The organism is Kitasatospora sp. NPDC051853 (assembly GCF_044452665.1).
Lineage (GTDB): Bacteria > Actinomycetota > Actinomycetes > Streptomycetales > Streptomycetaceae > Kitasatospora.
On sequence record NZ_JBITBY010000004.1, the window covers coordinates 348197 to 362679 of the forward strand.

General features: G+C 73.1%; 15 protein-coding genes and 1 pseudogene. 10 read left to right on the forward strand and 6 right to left on the reverse strand.

The window, feature by feature from the left end; genetic code table 11:
* Positions 1-20 precede the first annotated feature (20 nt).
* Positions 21-911, forward strand: a complete 891-nt coding sequence (locus ACIA8O_RS13820; RefSeq protein WP_396293908.1) for a helix-turn-helix transcriptional regulator — start codon at positions 21-23, stop codon at positions 909-911.
* 88 nt (positions 912-999) lie between these two features.
* Entirely contained in the window at positions 1000-1851 is an 852-nt protein-coding gene (locus ACIA8O_RS13825) for an NAD(P)H-binding protein (protein WP_396293909.1), read from the forward strand.
* A gap of 16 nt (positions 1852-1867) precedes the next feature.
* Here ACIA8O_RS13825 and ACIA8O_RS13830 read toward each other — a convergent pair whose 3' ends face one another.
* A complete protein-coding gene (locus tag ACIA8O_RS13830; protein ID WP_396293910.1) occupies positions 1868-2341 on the reverse strand; it encodes an iron chaperone in 474 nt (157 codons plus the stop codon).
* 229 nt (positions 2342-2570) lie between these two features.
* Positions 2571-3089: pseudogene (locus tag ACIA8O_RS13835) on the reverse strand (DUF6193 family natural product biosynthesis protein); the annotation flags it as partial.
* 127 nt (positions 3090-3216) lie between these two features.
* Here ACIA8O_RS13835 and ACIA8O_RS13840 point away from each other — a divergent pair.
* Positions 3217-4548 (forward strand): MFS transporter, encoded by a 1332-nt coding sequence (locus ACIA8O_RS13840; RefSeq protein ID WP_396293911.1) that lies wholly within the window; start codon positions 3217-3219, stop codon positions 4546-4548.
* Positions 4549-4555: 7 nt separating this feature from the next.
* On the opposite strand, the gene ACIA8O_RS13845 is transcribed toward ACIA8O_RS13840, so the two are convergent.
* On the reverse strand, positions 4556-5644 hold the full coding sequence (locus ACIA8O_RS13845; RefSeq protein ID WP_396293912.1) for an AraC family transcriptional regulator ligand-binding domain-containing protein: 1089 nt from the start codon (positions 5642-5644) through the stop codon (positions 4556-4558).
* A gap of 127 nt (positions 5645-5771) precedes the next feature.
* A complete protein-coding gene (locus ACIA8O_RS13850; RefSeq protein WP_396293913.1) occupies positions 5772-6041 on the reverse strand; it encodes a hypothetical protein in 270 nt (89 codons plus the stop codon).
* Positions 6042-6195: 154 nt separating this feature from the next.
* Here ACIA8O_RS13850 and ACIA8O_RS13855 point away from each other — a divergent pair, with 154 nt between their 5' ends.
* The 5 genes from ACIA8O_RS13855 to ACIA8O_RS13875 all read left to right on the forward strand — a co-directional run bounded on the left by ACIA8O_RS13855 (position 6196) and on the right by ACIA8O_RS13875 (position 12505).
* A complete protein-coding gene (locus ACIA8O_RS13855; protein ID WP_396293914.1) occupies positions 6196-7179 on the forward strand; it encodes a LuxR C-terminal-related transcriptional regulator in 984 nt (327 codons plus the stop codon).
* 305 nt (positions 7180-7484) lie between these two features.
* Complete coding sequence (locus ACIA8O_RS13860) at positions 7485-7652, forward strand: hypothetical protein (protein ID WP_396293915.1); 168 nt, start codon at positions 7485-7487, stop codon at positions 7650-7652.
* Positions 7653-7807: 155 nt separating this feature from the next.
* A complete protein-coding gene (locus tag ACIA8O_RS13865) occupies positions 7808-9154 on the forward strand; it encodes an FG-GAP repeat domain-containing protein (protein WP_396293916.1) in 1347 nt (448 codons plus the stop codon).
* 103 nt (positions 9155-9257) lie between these two features.
* Positions 9258-11312 carry a glycoside hydrolase domain-containing protein gene (locus ACIA8O_RS13870; RefSeq protein ID WP_396293917.1) on the forward strand — a complete coding sequence of 685 codons (2055 nt, stop codon included), beginning with the start codon at positions 9258-9260 and terminating at the stop codon, positions 11310-11312.
* A 47-nt stretch (positions 11313-11359) separates the two neighbouring features.
* Positions 11360-12505 (forward strand): FG-GAP-like repeat-containing protein, encoded by a 1146-nt coding sequence (locus ACIA8O_RS13875; RefSeq protein WP_396293918.1) that lies wholly within the window; start codon positions 11360-11362, stop codon positions 12503-12505.
* A gap of 73 nt (positions 12506-12578) precedes the next feature.
* Here the strand turns inward: ACIA8O_RS13875 and ACIA8O_RS13880 are convergent, their stop codons facing one another.
* Positions 12579-12917 (reverse strand): winged helix-turn-helix transcriptional regulator, encoded by a 339-nt coding sequence (locus ACIA8O_RS13880; protein WP_396293919.1) that lies wholly within the window; start codon positions 12915-12917, stop codon positions 12579-12581.
* Between the two features lie 72 nt (positions 12918-12989).
* On the opposite strand from ACIA8O_RS13880, the gene ACIA8O_RS13885 reads away from it, so the two are divergent.
* Positions 12990-13421: a YybH family protein gene (locus ACIA8O_RS13885; protein ID WP_396293920.1), complete on the forward strand. Its 432-nt coding sequence runs from the start codon at positions 12990-12992 to the stop codon at positions 13419-13421.
* 207 nt (positions 13422-13628) lie between these two features.
* Entirely contained in the window at positions 13629-13955 is a 327-nt protein-coding gene (locus ACIA8O_RS13890; protein ID WP_396293921.1) for a hypothetical protein, read from the forward strand.
* Here ACIA8O_RS13890 and ACIA8O_RS13895 read toward each other — a convergent pair.
* Positions 13936-14460: a GNAT family N-acetyltransferase gene (locus tag ACIA8O_RS13895; RefSeq protein ID WP_396293922.1), complete on the reverse strand. Its 525-nt coding sequence runs from the start codon at positions 14458-14460 to the stop codon at positions 13936-13938. The genes ACIA8O_RS13890 and ACIA8O_RS13895 overlap by 20 nt on opposite strands.
* Positions 14461-14483 lie beyond the last annotated feature (23 nt).

Genomic DNA, 14483 nt, shown 5'->3' on the forward strand with positions numbered 1-14483 from the left:
CGCCACTACCCTCGGTCGCCGTGACCGCCCCGCCCGCCCGCACCGTCCACCCCGTGCTGGTGCGCGCCGCCGTCCGGGCGCTGCGCCGCTCACCCACGGCGCCGCCGGTGGCCGACCGGGCCGAGGCGCTGCTCGCCGCCGGTGCCCCGGTGCCCGAACTCCTGCACGCGGAACTGCTGCTGGCCCTGCGGCGGCGCGGCTGGCCGGCGGTGCGGGCCGCCGCGGGGCACCTGCTGGACCGGCCCCGTGACCCCCTGGTCGCCGCCCTCGCGGCGAGCAGCGGCCCGGCCGACTTCCTGGCCCGCTCACGGCTGCTGGAGCGCTGGTTCCACGTCGGTCACACCACGGCCGCCGCGTACGACGGACCCGGCCGCCTGACCGTCCGTCACCTCCCGCACCTGGGCGGTCCGCCGTCCGGCGCCGAGACGCTCTTCGTCGCGGCGGCGTACCAGGTGGCGACCGGGCTGGTGGCGGGCCGCGAACCCGCGCTGACGCTGCTCACCGCCGCGGGCGCCGTGACGCCGGAGGCCGCGTGCGCCGACTCCGGCCCGGCGCTGGCCGGTTGGTGCCTGCGCTGGCCCGAGCCGGGGCCGCCCGCCGCGCCCCTGCCGGAACTGCGGGCCCGGATCGCCCTCGACCCGGCCCGCCCCTGGCGCCTGCCGGACGCGGCCGCCGCGTTGGGCCTCTCCTCCCGCACCCTCCAGCGCCTGCTGACCGCCGAGGGCACCGCCTTCCGGGACGAACTGCTCGCGGTGCGGCTGGAGTCGGCGGCCCAGCTGATCCGCCGCAGCACGCTCCCGCTGGCCGACATCGCGGCCGCGAGCGGCTTCACCGACCACCCCCACCTGACCCGGCGCTTCGGCGAGCGCTACGGCCTGCCGCCGGGGGCGTACCGGCGGGCGGGGGAGTGACGTGGGTGTCCGGGGTTGGACGTTCGGACATCCAGGTGAGCGTGTGGACCATTCTCCGGGTGGGCACCGCGCCGGTGTACTGGAGCGCATGACGACGACGAAGCACGACGCCAAGCACCCCTTCCTGGTCCTCGGCGGCACCGGCAAGACCGGCCGCCGCGTGGTCTCCCGCCTGCGGCAGCGCGGGTACGAGGTCCGCGCCGCCTCGCGCAACGGCACCACCCGCTTCGACTGGAGCGACCGTTCCACCTGGGAGCCCGCGCTCGACGGTGCCCGCGCGGCCTACCTGGTCGACTCGCTGCTCCCCGATGCCGGGGCCTCGATGACGGAGTTCGCGAAGCTGGCCGCGTCCAGTGGGGTGGAGCGCCTGGTGCTGCTCTCGCACCGGGACTGGGTGGCGGCCGAGGGGGAGGAGAAGCTGCCCTGCGAGCGGGCGGTGCGCGAGTCCGGTGCGGAGTGGACCCTGCTCAAGCCGGCCTGGTTCGCGCAGAACTTCGACGAGGAGGCCTTCTGGCTGGAGCAGGTGCTGGACGGTGCGCTGGTGATGTCCACCGGGGACGGGCTGGAGCCCTTCGTGGACGCGGACGACATCGCCGACGTGGCGGTGGCGGCGCTCACCGAGGACGGCCACGCGGGGGAGGCCTACGAGCTCTCCGGCCCCCGGCTGCTGAGCCTGGCCCAGGTGGCCGAGGAGATAGGCCGGGCCACCGGCCGCCCGCTGGTCCACCGGGCGGTCTCCCCGGCGGAGTTCACCGCCTACGCCACCGGTCAGGGCCTGCCGGCGGACTTCGTCGGACTGCTGGACATGCTCTACGGCTGGATCGCCGACAACCGCTTCGCCACCCTGGCCGACGGCGTGCAGCGGGCACTCGGCCGGGAGCCGCGCGACTTCGCCGCGTACGCCCGGGCCACCGCCGCGACCGGGATCTGGGAGGGCTGAACTCCCTGACGAAGGGTCACAGGGCGGCCGCGGCCCGGCGGACGAGCTCCGCGAGCCGGGCCTCGACGGCGGGGCTCAGGGTGGTCAGGGCGTAGGTGACCGCCCACATCTCGCCCTCGTCCAGGGCGGCCTGGTCGCTGAACCCGATGGTGGCGTAACGGGACTTGAACTTCTGGGCGCTCTGGAAGAAGCAGACCACCTTGCCGTCGCGGGCGTAGGCGGGCATCCCGTACCAGGTCTTGGGCGCCAGCTCGGGGGCGTTGGCCGCGACGATCGCGTGCACCCGCTCGGCGAGCACCCGGTCCGCCTCGTCCATCTCGGCGATCTTCGCCAGCACGTCGGCCTCGCCGTCCGCCTTGGTGCCCTTGCCACCCCGGCGGGCGGCGGCCTTGAGGTCCTTGGCGTGCTCGCGCATCGCGTCCCGCTCCTCCTCGGAGAAGCCGTCGAAGGACTTGGCGGCGATGGTGGTCCTGCGGGCGGTGGCGGCCATGGTGTGCTCCTCTTTTCGCGTTCCCGACTGGGCTGTCACCCATCCTAGGAAGGCGCATCCTCCCCGCGCTTCTCCGAAACTGACCGACCCTCCACCGAGGCCACGACCATCCGGATCGCCTCCGCCAGATCGGTGGTGCGGGGGATCTCCGGGCCGCCGCCGCGTGCCCGGACCTGGTACCAGCCGCCGGGCTGCGGCTCGATGCCCAGCCGACCTGCTCGAAGGTCTGCGTCCCGGGCACCAGGAACCGGAGCATGCGGTGGCTGGTGACCGGGTGCAGGCGGCGCAGCGCGGGCTGGGCGTGGGCGGCCTCCCACAGGGCGAGCTCGTGGGGCAGGGCCCTCCAGGGCGGGTGGCGGACGTGGTCGAGCTTGTGCCACCAGGCCAGCTCGACCGGGTCGAGCGGCTCGCGTTCGTGGGCGAGGGCCCAGTCGCCGTACCGGATGAACGGCGCGGCGGCCCCGGTCTCCTCCAGCCCCGCTCCGCCGAGCCAGACCACCGCGGCGCGGACCGCCTCGCCCGGGTCCTCGGTCCACCCCTCGGCCGGCCAGGCGTCCGTGGTCCGCAGTCGCACGTCGAGGTCGGTCCGGCCCCGCCAGCGGCGTACGTGCACCTCACGCGTCCCGTCGGGGCTGCGGTAGGTCGCGGGGTACGCACTCTCGTCCGGCCGGGGGAGGGCGAGGCCCAGGGTGCTTGCGGCGAGGGCGAGTTCGGCGGCGAGATCGGAGGTCACCGGCCCATTGTGCACCGCCGGCCGCCAGGTCTGTCGATATCAAGTATCTTGACGTCGAGATTGATGTGGGTCAGGCTGCTCCCCGTACCGACGGACGACGGGGGGCACGACCATGGGTGAAGGACGAAGCGGCGGAGGGCTGGTGGCGCAGCTGCGTCGGCCGCCGGGTGGGCGGGACGGGCGGATCATGCTGCTCGTGCAGTTCCTGGACCGGCTCGGGACGGGGGTGTGGGCGGCGGCCTCGGTGCTGTACTTCACCTTCGTCTCCCGCCTGGACACCGGGCAGGTCGGGCTGCTGCTCGGGGTGGCGGCGGTGGCCGGCATCGCGGGCTCGCCGATCGCGGGGCAGCTCGCCGAGCGGTACTCGGCCCGCACCCTGCTGATGTGGTGTCACCTGCTCCGGCTCGGCACCATGCTCCTGTTGCTGGTCTCCCGCGACTTCGCCGCGCTGCTCGCGGTGATGGCCGTGACCTGCCTGGCCGAACGGGGGGCCAAGACCCTGGAGATCCTGTTCGCCACCCGGGCCACCGACGGGCAGCGCTCCACCTACCGGGCGCTCGCCCGCACCGCGATGAACGCCGGCTACGCCGTCGGCGCCGGCCTCGCCGCGATCGGTCTGGCCGTCGGCACGGTGCCCGCGTACCAGGCCCTGGTGCTGGCCAACGCGCTGTCCTTCGCGGTGACGGCCGCACTGGTCCGCCGCACCGGCGAACACCGAGACGTCGAGACAGCCGTCGCGGCGCCCGCGGAGGAGGCGCCTGCGGGGGAGGGGTCGGCGGAGGAGCCGGTGGCGGGCCCCGCCGGTCGCGCGGCGCCCGCCCCGAGCCCGTGGCGCGACCGGGGCTACCTGCGCTTCGTGCTGCTCGACATCCCGATGAGCCTGGACGACTCCGTGCTCGGGGTCGGCCTGCCGCTCTGGCTGATCACCCGCACCGAGGCCCCGCACGTCCTGGCACCGGCCTTCCTGGTGCTCAACACCCTGCTCGTGGTGCTGCTCCAACTCCGCATCTCCGCCTGGGCCGAGGGCCCGCGCCGGGCCGCCGCCGCCGTCACCCTGAACGGCCTGGCGATGCTGGCGGGCTGCGCGCTGCTGGCGTTCGGCACCGGAGGCGGAGCCTGGAGCGCCTCGATCGTGCTGCTGCTCTCCGCGCTGCTGGTTTCCGGGGCCGAGCTGATGCGGTCGGTCAGCTCCTGGGAGTTGGCCGTCGCACTCGCGCCCGAGCGTTCCCGGGCCTCCTACCTCGGGGTGGCGGGCATCGCCCAGTCCGCGCAGAAGGCGCTCGGTCCGCTGCTGCTCACCGGGGCGGTGATCACCGCCGGCCCGCTCGGCTGGCTCGCCCTGGGCGGTGGCATCGCCGGGCTGTCGCTGCTCCAGCGGCGCGGCTGCGAACGGCGGTTGGCCGCCCTGCGGTCGACGGGGGACCGGCCCGTCGAGCCCGCCCCGAGGGCCGACGCCGAGGCCGGGAGCCGCTGACCCGCCGTCAGGCCCCGTCCTCCCCCGTCTCCTGGGCCTCGCGCCCGGCCGCCGCCCCGGGCCCGCCGCGCAGCGTGCTGGGCGCCCGGCCGGACCAGCGCCGTACCGCCCGCCGCAGGGCCCGCGCGTCGGTGTACCCGCTCCGGGCGGCGATCGCGTCGAGACCCAGGTCCGTGCGGCGCAACAGGTCCAGGACCTGCGCGCCCTGGCAGGTCTCCAACTCGGCGCGCCAGGTGGTGCCGTGCTCGTCGAGGCGGCGCTGGAGGGTGCGCGGGCTGGTCGCCATCCGCCGGGCCACCTCGGCCAGGCTCGGCCTGCCCCTGCCCTCCGTGGCCCGCAGCGCGGCTCGTAGCGCGTCCCGGAACTGGTCCAGCCAGCTGTGCAGCGGCACCGCCGAGGCCAGGTACTGCCCGGCGTGGGCCCTGAGGACCGTCGAGATCCCGGGCTGGGCGTGCGGGTTGGCGGCCCGGAGTTCGGCGGCGGCGAAGGCCACCGAGGTGATCGGGGCCTCGAACTCCACGGCCCGGGTGCCGTACAGCTCCACCAGGGCCCGGTGGTCCCGGGGCGCCCGGGCGGCCAGCGCCGCCCGGACCGGGCGGACGTCACGCCGGAGGGATTCGCTCAGCCGGCGGCGGAGCAGGCCGAGCGAGTAGCCGCGGATGGCGGCGGCCGTGTCGTCGGTCAGGTCGGCCTCGTTGGCGTGGCTGACGACGACCAGGCCGTCCTCCTCGGTGATCCTGAACTCCTCGGTGCCGGCGTCGCCGAGGGCGGCCATGTACTCCGCCGCGTCCCGCAGTCCGTCCAGCGGGGTCGGCGCGGAGGTGAGCAGGTAGTCCCAGACGCCGAAGTCCCCGAGCCCGGACTGCTCCGTCATCAGCAGGGACACCTGCGTCCAGGGGGCCTGGGTGACCATCAGCTGCCAGAGCCGGATGTTGGTGGCGGCGGGTGTGCGGAAACGGTCGCCCGTCAGGTGTTCGGGGGCCATGCCCAGCAGGTGGCGGTACTGCTCCGGGGCGACGCCCAGCGCGGTGGCGCTCCTGGCGTTCACCCGGGTGAAGGCCGCCGGGGTGGTGCCCTCGTGTCTGTACAACGCCATGGCCGCCGAGCATAGCTGGCGACTCCGGCGCGCCTGGCACGAACGGTCCGGTCCGTGGCGCGTTCCGTCCTCGGCTTCGGGCCGCGGACGATCTAGCGTCGTGGGAGTTCTGGGCCCGGGGGTGGGGTCAGAGTGCCCGGGCCGGCAGTGCGCTCCAGGCCCTGAGGTGGGGGGATTGCGACAGAGCACGCAGACAGAGTTCCTGGCACTCGGTGCGGGCCCGCGACGGGTCGGCGGCCAGGGAGAAGACGACGCCCTTGGCGCCCGCGCGCGAGACGTGCACCCGGATGTGCTCCACCCGGTCGGTCGGCCCGCAGGCCTGCCACAGCTCCTGGAGCAGGACGTGCTCGGTGACCTGGGGGGCGTGCCGGGGTCTGGTCAGGATGAACTCGCTCATGTGCACAACCCGAGTGTGCCAAAGCGGAGTTGGTGGTGCCGCCGGAGAGCCGGGCACATTCGTGCCGTGGCGCGAACGTGGCGGAACCTTCGGCCGTGAGGACAGGTAACCATGCGGGGGCGGAGAGGCCGTCACCTTCGGGAGGGAGAGCAGGATGCTGGGGGCACTGGGTCTGGACGGTGAGGCGGAGGCCGTCTACCGGCTGATGCTCCAGCAGCCGGCCTGGGGGATCACCAGGCTGGCCGCGGAGCTGGCCCGGGACGAGCGGGCCGTCGCCGCGGCGCTCGACCGCCTGGCCGATCTGGCGCTGCTCAGGCCCTCCTGGACCGAGGCGGGCGTGATGCGGCCGGTCTCCCCGCAGCTCGCCCTGGAGGCGCTGCTGGCCAGGCGTCAGGCCGAGGTGGCCCGGCAGCAGCAGGCGATCGAGGAGAGCCGGGCCGCCGTGGCCGGCCTGCTGGCCGACTACGCGCAGCACCGGCCGGAGCACGAGCACGGCACCGAGCACCTGGAGGACATGGACGCGATCCGGCGGCGTCTGGAGGAACTGGCCCACGGGGCCAGGTTCGAGACCCTCTCGCTGGCGCCGGGCGGCCCGCAGACCGCCGAGAACCGGGCGGCCAGCCGCCCGCTCTCCGAGGCGATGCTGGCGCGCGGGGTGCGCATCCGGACGCTCTACCTGGACAGCGTCACCAACGACGCCGGGAGCCGCGAGCACGCGCGGTGGCTGGCCGGGCTGGGCGGGGAGACCCGTACCGTGCCCTCGCTGCCGATGCGGATGCAGGTGGTGGACCGCGAGGTGGCCATGGTGCCGCTCGACCCGGCCGACTCCAGCCGTGGCGCCGCGTTGATCCGGGAGCCGGGGGCGATCGCCGGCTTCTGCGCCCTGTTCGACCAACTGTGGGCCTCCGGCGTGCCGCTGGGCGAGGCGCCGGTGGTCCACGAGGAGGAGCACGTCACCCCGCAGGAGCGGGAGTTGCTGCGCCTGCTGGCCCAGGGGCTCACCGACGAGGCGGCCGCCCGCAAGCTCGGGGTGTCGCTGCGGACCGAGCGCCGGATGATCACCGAGCTCTCGCAGCGCCTGGACGCCGCCAGTCGCTTCCAACTCGGGCGCCGTGCATCCGAGTTGGGCCTGCTGTAGCGCGCCCCCACAGTCGGGCGGGGTGGCCCCCATCCCCCCGCCCCACGGGCCCTCCCGTCGAGCCGTTTCCCCAAGCGGCCCGACGGGAGGGCCCTCTTCCGTTTTCCGGCCGATTTCGCGGGCGGGGGCACAATCGTGCCAGCGACAGTTCGTGACAGCCCTGACTCCTGGTCAAGTCACTTCGCGCCCCGGCAGGATGTTCCACGTAAGGCAACGCAGCGCGTCGACGGTTCCGAAGGGAATTCACGGCGCGGAGGGAATGCGTCGTTCCGAATGTCCGGTACAGATACAGGAGTCGAATTCTCATGCAGGTCGTGAAGTCCCTCGCCGTCGTCGCTGTCTCCGCCGTTGCCGCCCTCACCGTTGTCATCGGCGCGGGCACCGTCCAGGCCGCCGAGCCCCGCCCGGTGGTCGTGACCGCCGAGGCCGAGGTGCCGGCGGTCGCCCTGGGCGACGACATGGGCTGGCAGTGACAGCAGCACCGATGACGTCCCGTCAGCGGAGCCGGATCTCCGGATAATTCCGTCCGCTGAATCATCGCGAATCACCTTTCGCGAATTCCAGACTTCCCGAGAAATCAACGTACGGCACCGCCATGCCGGTTTGCCGATGAAACACAGGAGTTCACGTGTCCCGCCGTTCCCACCTCCACGCCGTCGCCGCCGCCGGGCTGGCCGGCTCGATCGCCCTCGGCCTCTCCCTCCAGGGCGGCACCGCCGTCGCGGCCCCGGCCGCCCAGGCCCCCACCACCGTGACGGCCGCCGTCACCGCCTCGGAGATGGCCCCGGCCATCACCCGCAGCGAGACCGTCAAGCGGGCCCGCGGCTGGGTCGGCCAGGGCCTCGACTACAGCTGGACCAACTACCACGAGGGCTACCGGATGGACTGCTCCGGCTACGTCTCGATGGCCTGGAAGCTCAGCGCCTCACTGGCCACCAACACCTTCGCCGCCAACGGCGTCATCGCCAACATCTCCAAGGGCGACCTCAAGGCCGGTGACGCCCTGCTGAAGGACGGCGCCGGTGCCGACGGCCACGTGGTGCTGTTCGAGAAGTGGGTCGACTCCAACTCCTACATGGGCTTCGAGTTCACCCCGAGCGGCGTCCACTACCGCGAGATCCCGTACCCGTACTTCTCCGGCTACGGCACCTTCGTGCCGGTCCGCAACAAGTCCGTCGTGGACGACGTGGTCCGTCCTGCCGACCCGGGCATGACCAACCTGACGGCGGGTGACTTCAACGGCAACGGCAAGAAGGACCTGGTGGCGGTGGAGGTCTCCACCGGCAAGCTCTACTCCTACACCGGGACCGGGACGGGCACCATCGGCAGCCGTACGGTGATCGGCACGGGCGGCTGGAACGGGATGAGCAACCTGGCCGTCGGCGACCTGAACCGCGACGGCAAGGACGACATCGTGGCCACCGAGGTCTCGACCGGGAAGCTCTACTACTACCCCGGTGACGGCAGCGGCATCGGTGCGCGGATCGAGATCGGCTCGGGCGGCTGGAACGGCGTCAACAACACCACCGTCGGCGACTTCTCGGGCGACGGCAAGGACGACGTCGTGGTCTCCGAGAACTCCACCGGCAAGCTGTTCATGTACCCGGGCAACGGCACCGGCATCGGCGCGCGGGTGGAGATCGGCTCGGGCGGCTGGAACGGGATGAACAAGTTCGTCAGCCCCGGCGACATGAACAAGGACGGCAAGGACGACCTGGTCGCCACCGAGACCTCCACCGGCAAGCTCTGGCTCTACCCGGGCGACGGCTACGGCATCGGTGCGCGGATCGAGATCGGCTCGGGCGGCTGGAACGGCATCTCGGACTACGCGGGCGCCGACTTCACCGGTGACGGCGTCGGCGACCTCGCCGCCGTCGAGTCCCAGCCGGGTGCCACCGGCAAGCTCTACCTCTACAAGGGCACCGGCAACGGCGGCCTCACCCCGCGCACCGAGATCGGCACCGGCGGCTGGTGATCCCACCCTCCGCCCCGGGCCGGGCCGCGCCCTCCTCCGCGCGGCCCGCCCGGGCCCGGCTCCGCCGCCCCCTCCGCCCGCCCTCTCCTCCGCTGGAGCACCCGTGAACCACCAACGTCTGCGCGGCGCCGCCGCGTTCGCCCTGGCGACCGGCGCACTGTGCGCCGCCCTGCCCTTCGGCACGGCCGCCCAGGCCGCCGCCGCTTCCGTCAACACCGTCTCGTACCAAGGGCTTTCGCTCCAGATCCCGGCCGACTGGTCGGTCGTGGACCTGACGGAGAACCCCGACACCTGCGTGCGCTTCGACCGTAACACGCTCTACCTGGGGCACCCTGGTGCCGAGCAGGACTGCCCGACCCACCTGGTCGGGGAGAAGACCGACGCCGTGGTGCTGGAGACCTTCGCGGGCGCCGCCGAGCGCTCCGACCTGGCCACCGTCGTCGTGCCGGCCGGTCGTCCGGCCCCGGCCGTGACCGGGGGGCCGAACCGGGAGAGCCGGGTGGCCTTCGAGGGCGCCGGGGTCTACCTGACGGCCAGTCACGGTGCCTCCTCCGCGGTGGTGCAGCGGATCCTCGGCTCGGCGAAGCCCGTCGCCGGAGCCCGCGTCGCCGCGGCTCCGGCGAAGTCCGCCGCCGACGCCCCGGAGGCCTCCGCCGCCACCACCGCCGACGCGACCGGATTCGCGCTCACCGCCTCCACCACCCCGAGCACCGGCTACACCGGCAAGGCCTTCGACGCCTGCTCCGCCCCGTCCTCCGGGGCCATGGCCGACTGGGCCGCCTCCTCGTACCGGGGCGTCGGCATCTACATCGGCGGGCCGACCCGGGTCTGCTCCCAGCCGAACCTGACCGCCTCCTGGGTGGCCCAGCAGAGCGGCGCCGGCTGGCACCTGCTGCCGATCTACGCCGGCATCCAGGCCGGTGGCCTCTCCGCCACCACCGCCGAGGCGCAGGGCCGGGCCTCGGCCCAGGCCGCCGTCGAGCTCGCCCGTGACCTCGGCTTCACCACCGGCACCGTGCTCTACACCGACATGGAGAACTACAACTCCGACACCTACCGCACCCGGGTGCTGAGCTACCTCTCGGGCTGGACCTCGCGGCTGCACGAGCTCAACTTCCGCTCCGGCGTCTACAGTTCCGCCGAGAGCGGGATCAAGGACATGGCCTCGGCGTACAACTCCACCAGCTTCGAGCGCCCGGACGTGGTCTGGACGGCCCGGTGGAACAACACGGCCGACACCTACGAGCCCAACCTCCCCGCCTCCTACTGGGACGACCACCAGCGTGTCCACCAGTACGCGGGGGACGTCTCCGAATCCCACGGCGGCACCACCATCAACATCGACCGGAACTACGTGGACGTGGCCCCCAAGGCCCCGGTCAACGACCCCGGGATGACCAACCTGACGGCGGGCGACTTCAACAACAACGGCAAGAAGGACCTGGTGGCGGTGGAGGTCTCCACCGGCAAGCTCTACTCCTACACCGGCACCGGCACCGGGACGCTCGGCTCGCGCACGGTGATCGGCACGGGCGGCTGGAACGGGATGAGCAACCTGGCCGTCGGCGACCTGAACCGGGACGGCAAGGACGACATCGTCGCCACCGAGAAGTCCACGGGCAAGCTCTACTACTACCCCGGTGACGGCAGTGGCGTCTCCTCGCGGATCGAGATCGGCTCGGGCGGCTGGAACGGCGTCAACAACACGGCCGTCGGCGACTTCTCGGGTGACGGCAAGGACGACGTCGTGGTCTCGGAGAACTCGACCGGGAAGCTGTTCATGTACCCGGGCAACGGCACCGGTATCGGTGCGCGGGTGGAGATCGGCAGCGGTGGCTGGAACGGGATGAACAAGTTCGTCAGCCCCGGCGACATGAACAAGGACGGCAAGGACGACCTGGTCGCCACCGAGACCTCGACCGGGAAGCTGTGGCTGTACCCGGGTGACGGCTACGGCATCGGTGCGCGGGTGGAGATCGGTTCGGGCGGCTGGAACGGCATCTCGGACTACGCGGGAGCCGACTTCACCGGTGACGGCGTGGGTGACCTGGCGGCGGTCGAGTCGCAGCCGGGCAGCACCGGCAAGCTCTACCTCTACAAGGGCACCGGCAACGGCGGCCTCACCCCGCGCACCGAGATCGGCACCGGCGGCTGGTAACAGCCGGTCACCTGACAACCAGTCACCAACCAACCCCGGGGGAACCCATGCCCGTCTCGACCCGCGCCCTGCGCAGGCACGCAGCCGTCCTCGCCCTGACCCTCGCCCCGCTCGTCCTGGCCGGCACCGCCGACGCCGCCTCGGTCGCCACCTGGGACAAGGTCGCCGCCTGCGAGAGCAGCGGCAACTGGTCCATCAACACCGGCAACGGCTACTACGGCGGCCTGCAGATATCGCTCTACAACTGGCGCCACTACGGCGGCACCCAGTACGCGGAGTACCCGCACCAGGCGACCAAGAAGGAGCAGATCCTGATCGCCGAGAAGATCCTCGCCGACCAGGGAGCCGACGCCTGGGCCTGCGCCCCCGGCACGGGCCTCGCCACCGACACCGCCGACCCCTACCCGGTGGGCCCCACCGACCCGGGCATGACGAACCTGACGGCGGGTGACTTCAACGGCAACGGCAAGAAGGACCTGGTGGCGGTGGAGGTCTCCACCGGCAAGCTCTACTCGTACACCGGGACGGGCACCGGGACCATCGGCTCGCGCACGATGATCGGTACGGGCGGCTGGAACGGGATGAGCAACCTGGCCGTCGGCGACCTGAACCGGGACGGCAAGGACGACATCGTCGGCACCGAGGTCTCGACCGGGAAGCTCTACTACTACCCCGGTGACGGCAGCGGCGTCTCCTCGCGGATCGAGATCGGCTCGGGCGGCTGGAACGGCATGAACAACACGGCCGTCGGCGACTTCTCGGGCGACGGCAAGGACGACGTGGTCGTGGTGGAGAGCTCGACCGGCAAGCTCTGGCTCTACCCCGGCACCGGCACCGGCATCGGCGCGCGGGTGGAGATCGGCAGCGGTGGCTGGAACGGCATGAACAAGATCGTCAGCCCCGGCGACATGAACAAGGACGGCAAGGACGACCTGGTCGCCACCGAGAAGTCCACCGGGAAGCTGTGGCTGTACCCGGGAGACGGCAGCGGCGTCACGTCCCGGGTGGAGATCGGCTCGGGCGGCTGGAACGGCATCTCGGACTACGCGGGCGCCGACTTCACCGGTGACGGCGTCGGTGACCTCGCCGCCGTCGAGTCCCAGCCGGGTGCCACCGGCAAGCTCTACCTCTACAAGGGCACCGGCAGCGGCGGCCTCGCCCCGCGCACCGAGATCGGCAGCGGCGGCTGGTGACCGTGGCCTGAACCACCGCCGACCGCCGACTGCCCGTGGCCGCACCGTCAACGACGGTGCGGCCACGGGCCGTTCAGGTTCCGGACCGCAGGGCCTCGCCGGTGCGGTAGAGCTCGACGAGGAGCGGACGGAGGGCACGGCCGGCCTCGGTCAGGGCGTAGCGGGTGCGGACCGGGAAGCCGGGAAGACGTTCCTGGGTGACCAGGCCGCGTTCGCGGAGGGCCAGCAGCCGCTCGCTGAGGACCTTGGGGCTGATCTCCGGCAGACGGTCCCGCAGGGTGCCGAACGAGTGCTCCCCGTGCATGAGTTCGCGCAGCACCAGCGTTGTCCAGCGGCCGGAGACCGCCGCCAGCGCGACCTCCACCGGGCAGTCGGTCTCCGGCCGCAGCGTGCGGCCGGTCGGGGAGGGCACCAACTCGGTGTCCCACCTCCCGCCGTCGGTTTCCGTTTGGTGACCCACTCCGGCGGCGGATTGACTTCCACCATGAACACCACCACGGATCTCGTGCATGGGAACGACCCTATCCCCACCACCCTGACCACCGACCCGGAGCTCCACCCCGCTGCTTTCGCGGCCGCCTTCAACTCCGGCAGCCCGCAGGTGCTCGCCGCCGTCTACGAACCCGGGGCCGTCTTCGTGCCGCACCCCGGCCGGCCCGTCTCCGGTGTCGAACTCCTGTCCTCCAGCGCCGAGTTCCAGTCGCTGGGCGTACCGATCACCGTCCGCCTGCGGCACTGCTACGTGGCCGGGGAGCTCGCCCTGCTGATCGTGGACTGGGTCATCGTCGGCATGGGCCACGACGGCGCTCACGTCCACATCGAGGGCACGGCCACCGACGTGGCACGCCGCGGCCCGGACGGCTTCTGGCGGTACGTCATCGACAACCCGTTCGGCGCCGTCGGCGAAGGAGCCTGACGGCGCACCGGCCGAGGCCGGCGGACCCCCGGAGCTGACGAAGAATCACCGACCTCCTGGCCACCGCCGCCTGGTCGGCGGCAAGGTCGGCCAGTGCTGGCAAGAAGGTGACGGACCCACTTGCTGCCAGCCGTCCGGCCTTCCGAAGAGGGCCCGACACCGGCAGGCTCGGAACCGAAGCTGCCACCGGCTCCCCGGGAGAATCACATGCGCATGGTCACGGCCGTCCTGCTCCGCCGGAGCGGCGGTGCGGGCACCGAGGGCGAGGCACACCTGGTGGACGAGCTGCTGCGGTCCCACGCCGTGCCCGAGCACGGGGTGGAGCGCCTGCGGGTGCGGCCGGCACCGGAGGGCATCGGGCTGGTGGCCTTCGTCCGTGCCGAGACCGAGCCGCGCGCCCTGATCAGCGTCCGGGCCCTGCTCGCGGCGGCGCACGCCCCGCTGCACGCCTTCGGCTACACCGTCGCCGCGGTCCGGTCCGGCCGTCCGCTGCCGGGATCCCCCACGGACTCCCTCACGCGGCGAGCGTCTTGAAGTAGAAGGTGGTCGGGCGCAGCTCCCCGGCCGGGTTGGTGGCGTGGCCGGGGACGGTGCCGAGGGTGGTCCAGCCGGCCGAGCGGTAGAGGTGCTCGGCGGGGCTGTCGGTCTCGGTGTCGAGCAGCAGCAGGGTCAGGCCGCGCGCGGCGGCCTCGGCCTCGGCGTGGGCCAGCAGCCGCCGCCCGGTGCCCCGGCCCCGGGCGGCGCTGTGCACCAGGAGCTTCGCCAGATCGGCCCGGTGCCGCCCGTTGGGGTAGGGGGTCAGCCGGAGCTGGACGGTCCCCAGGAGCCGGGCGCCGTCCTCCTCGAAGGCGGCCCAGAGCAGGAGGTGGCCGTCCGTCAGCGCCCCGGCCAGCCCGTGCCACCACGCGGCCGCCCGCTCCGGGGTGAGCCCGGCCGAGAAGCCGACCGAGGCGCCGCCCTCGACGGCGTCGGCGAGCAGCCCGCCCAGGGCCTCCGCGTGGTCGGTCAGGTCGGTGGCGGTCAGGGCGGTGATGTGCACGGTGCGGCCTTCCGGGTGTGGTC

Bases quoted from the DNA above. Each gene is read 5' to 3' on its own strand.
- ACIA8O_RS13860 (WP_396293915.1), top strand. From the start codon at position 7,485: ATGCAGGTCGTGAAGTCCCTCGCCGTCGTCGCTGTCTCCGCCGTTGCC.
- ACIA8O_RS13850 (WP_396293913.1), bottom strand. From the start codon at position 6,041: ATGAGCGAGTTCATCCTGACCAGACCCCGGCACGCCCCCCAGGTCACC.
- ACIA8O_RS13890 (WP_396293921.1), top strand. From the start codon at position 13,629: ATGCGCATGGTCACGGCCGTCCTGCTCCGCCGGAGCGGCGGTGCGGGC.
- ACIA8O_RS13825 (WP_396293909.1), top strand. From the start codon at position 1,000: ATGACGACGACGAAGCACGACGCCAAGCACCCCTTCCTGGTCCTCGGC.
- ACIA8O_RS13830 (WP_396293910.1), bottom strand. From the start codon at position 2,341: ATGGCCGCCACCGCCCGCAGGACCACCATCGCCGCCAAGTCCTTCGAC.
- ACIA8O_RS13885 (WP_396293920.1), top strand. From the start codon at position 12,990: ATGAACACCACCACGGATCTCGTGCATGGGAACGACCCTATCCCCACC.
- ACIA8O_RS13845 (WP_396293912.1), bottom strand. From the start codon at position 5,644: ATGGCGTTGTACAGACACGAGGGCACCACCCCGGCGGCCTTCACCCGG.
- ACIA8O_RS13875 (WP_396293918.1), top strand. From the start codon at position 11,360: ATGCCCGTCTCGACCCGCGCCCTGCGCAGGCACGCAGCCGTCCTCGCC.
- ACIA8O_RS13855 (WP_396293914.1), top strand. From the start codon at position 6,196: ATGCTGGGGGCACTGGGTCTGGACGGTGAGGCGGAGGCCGTCTACCGG.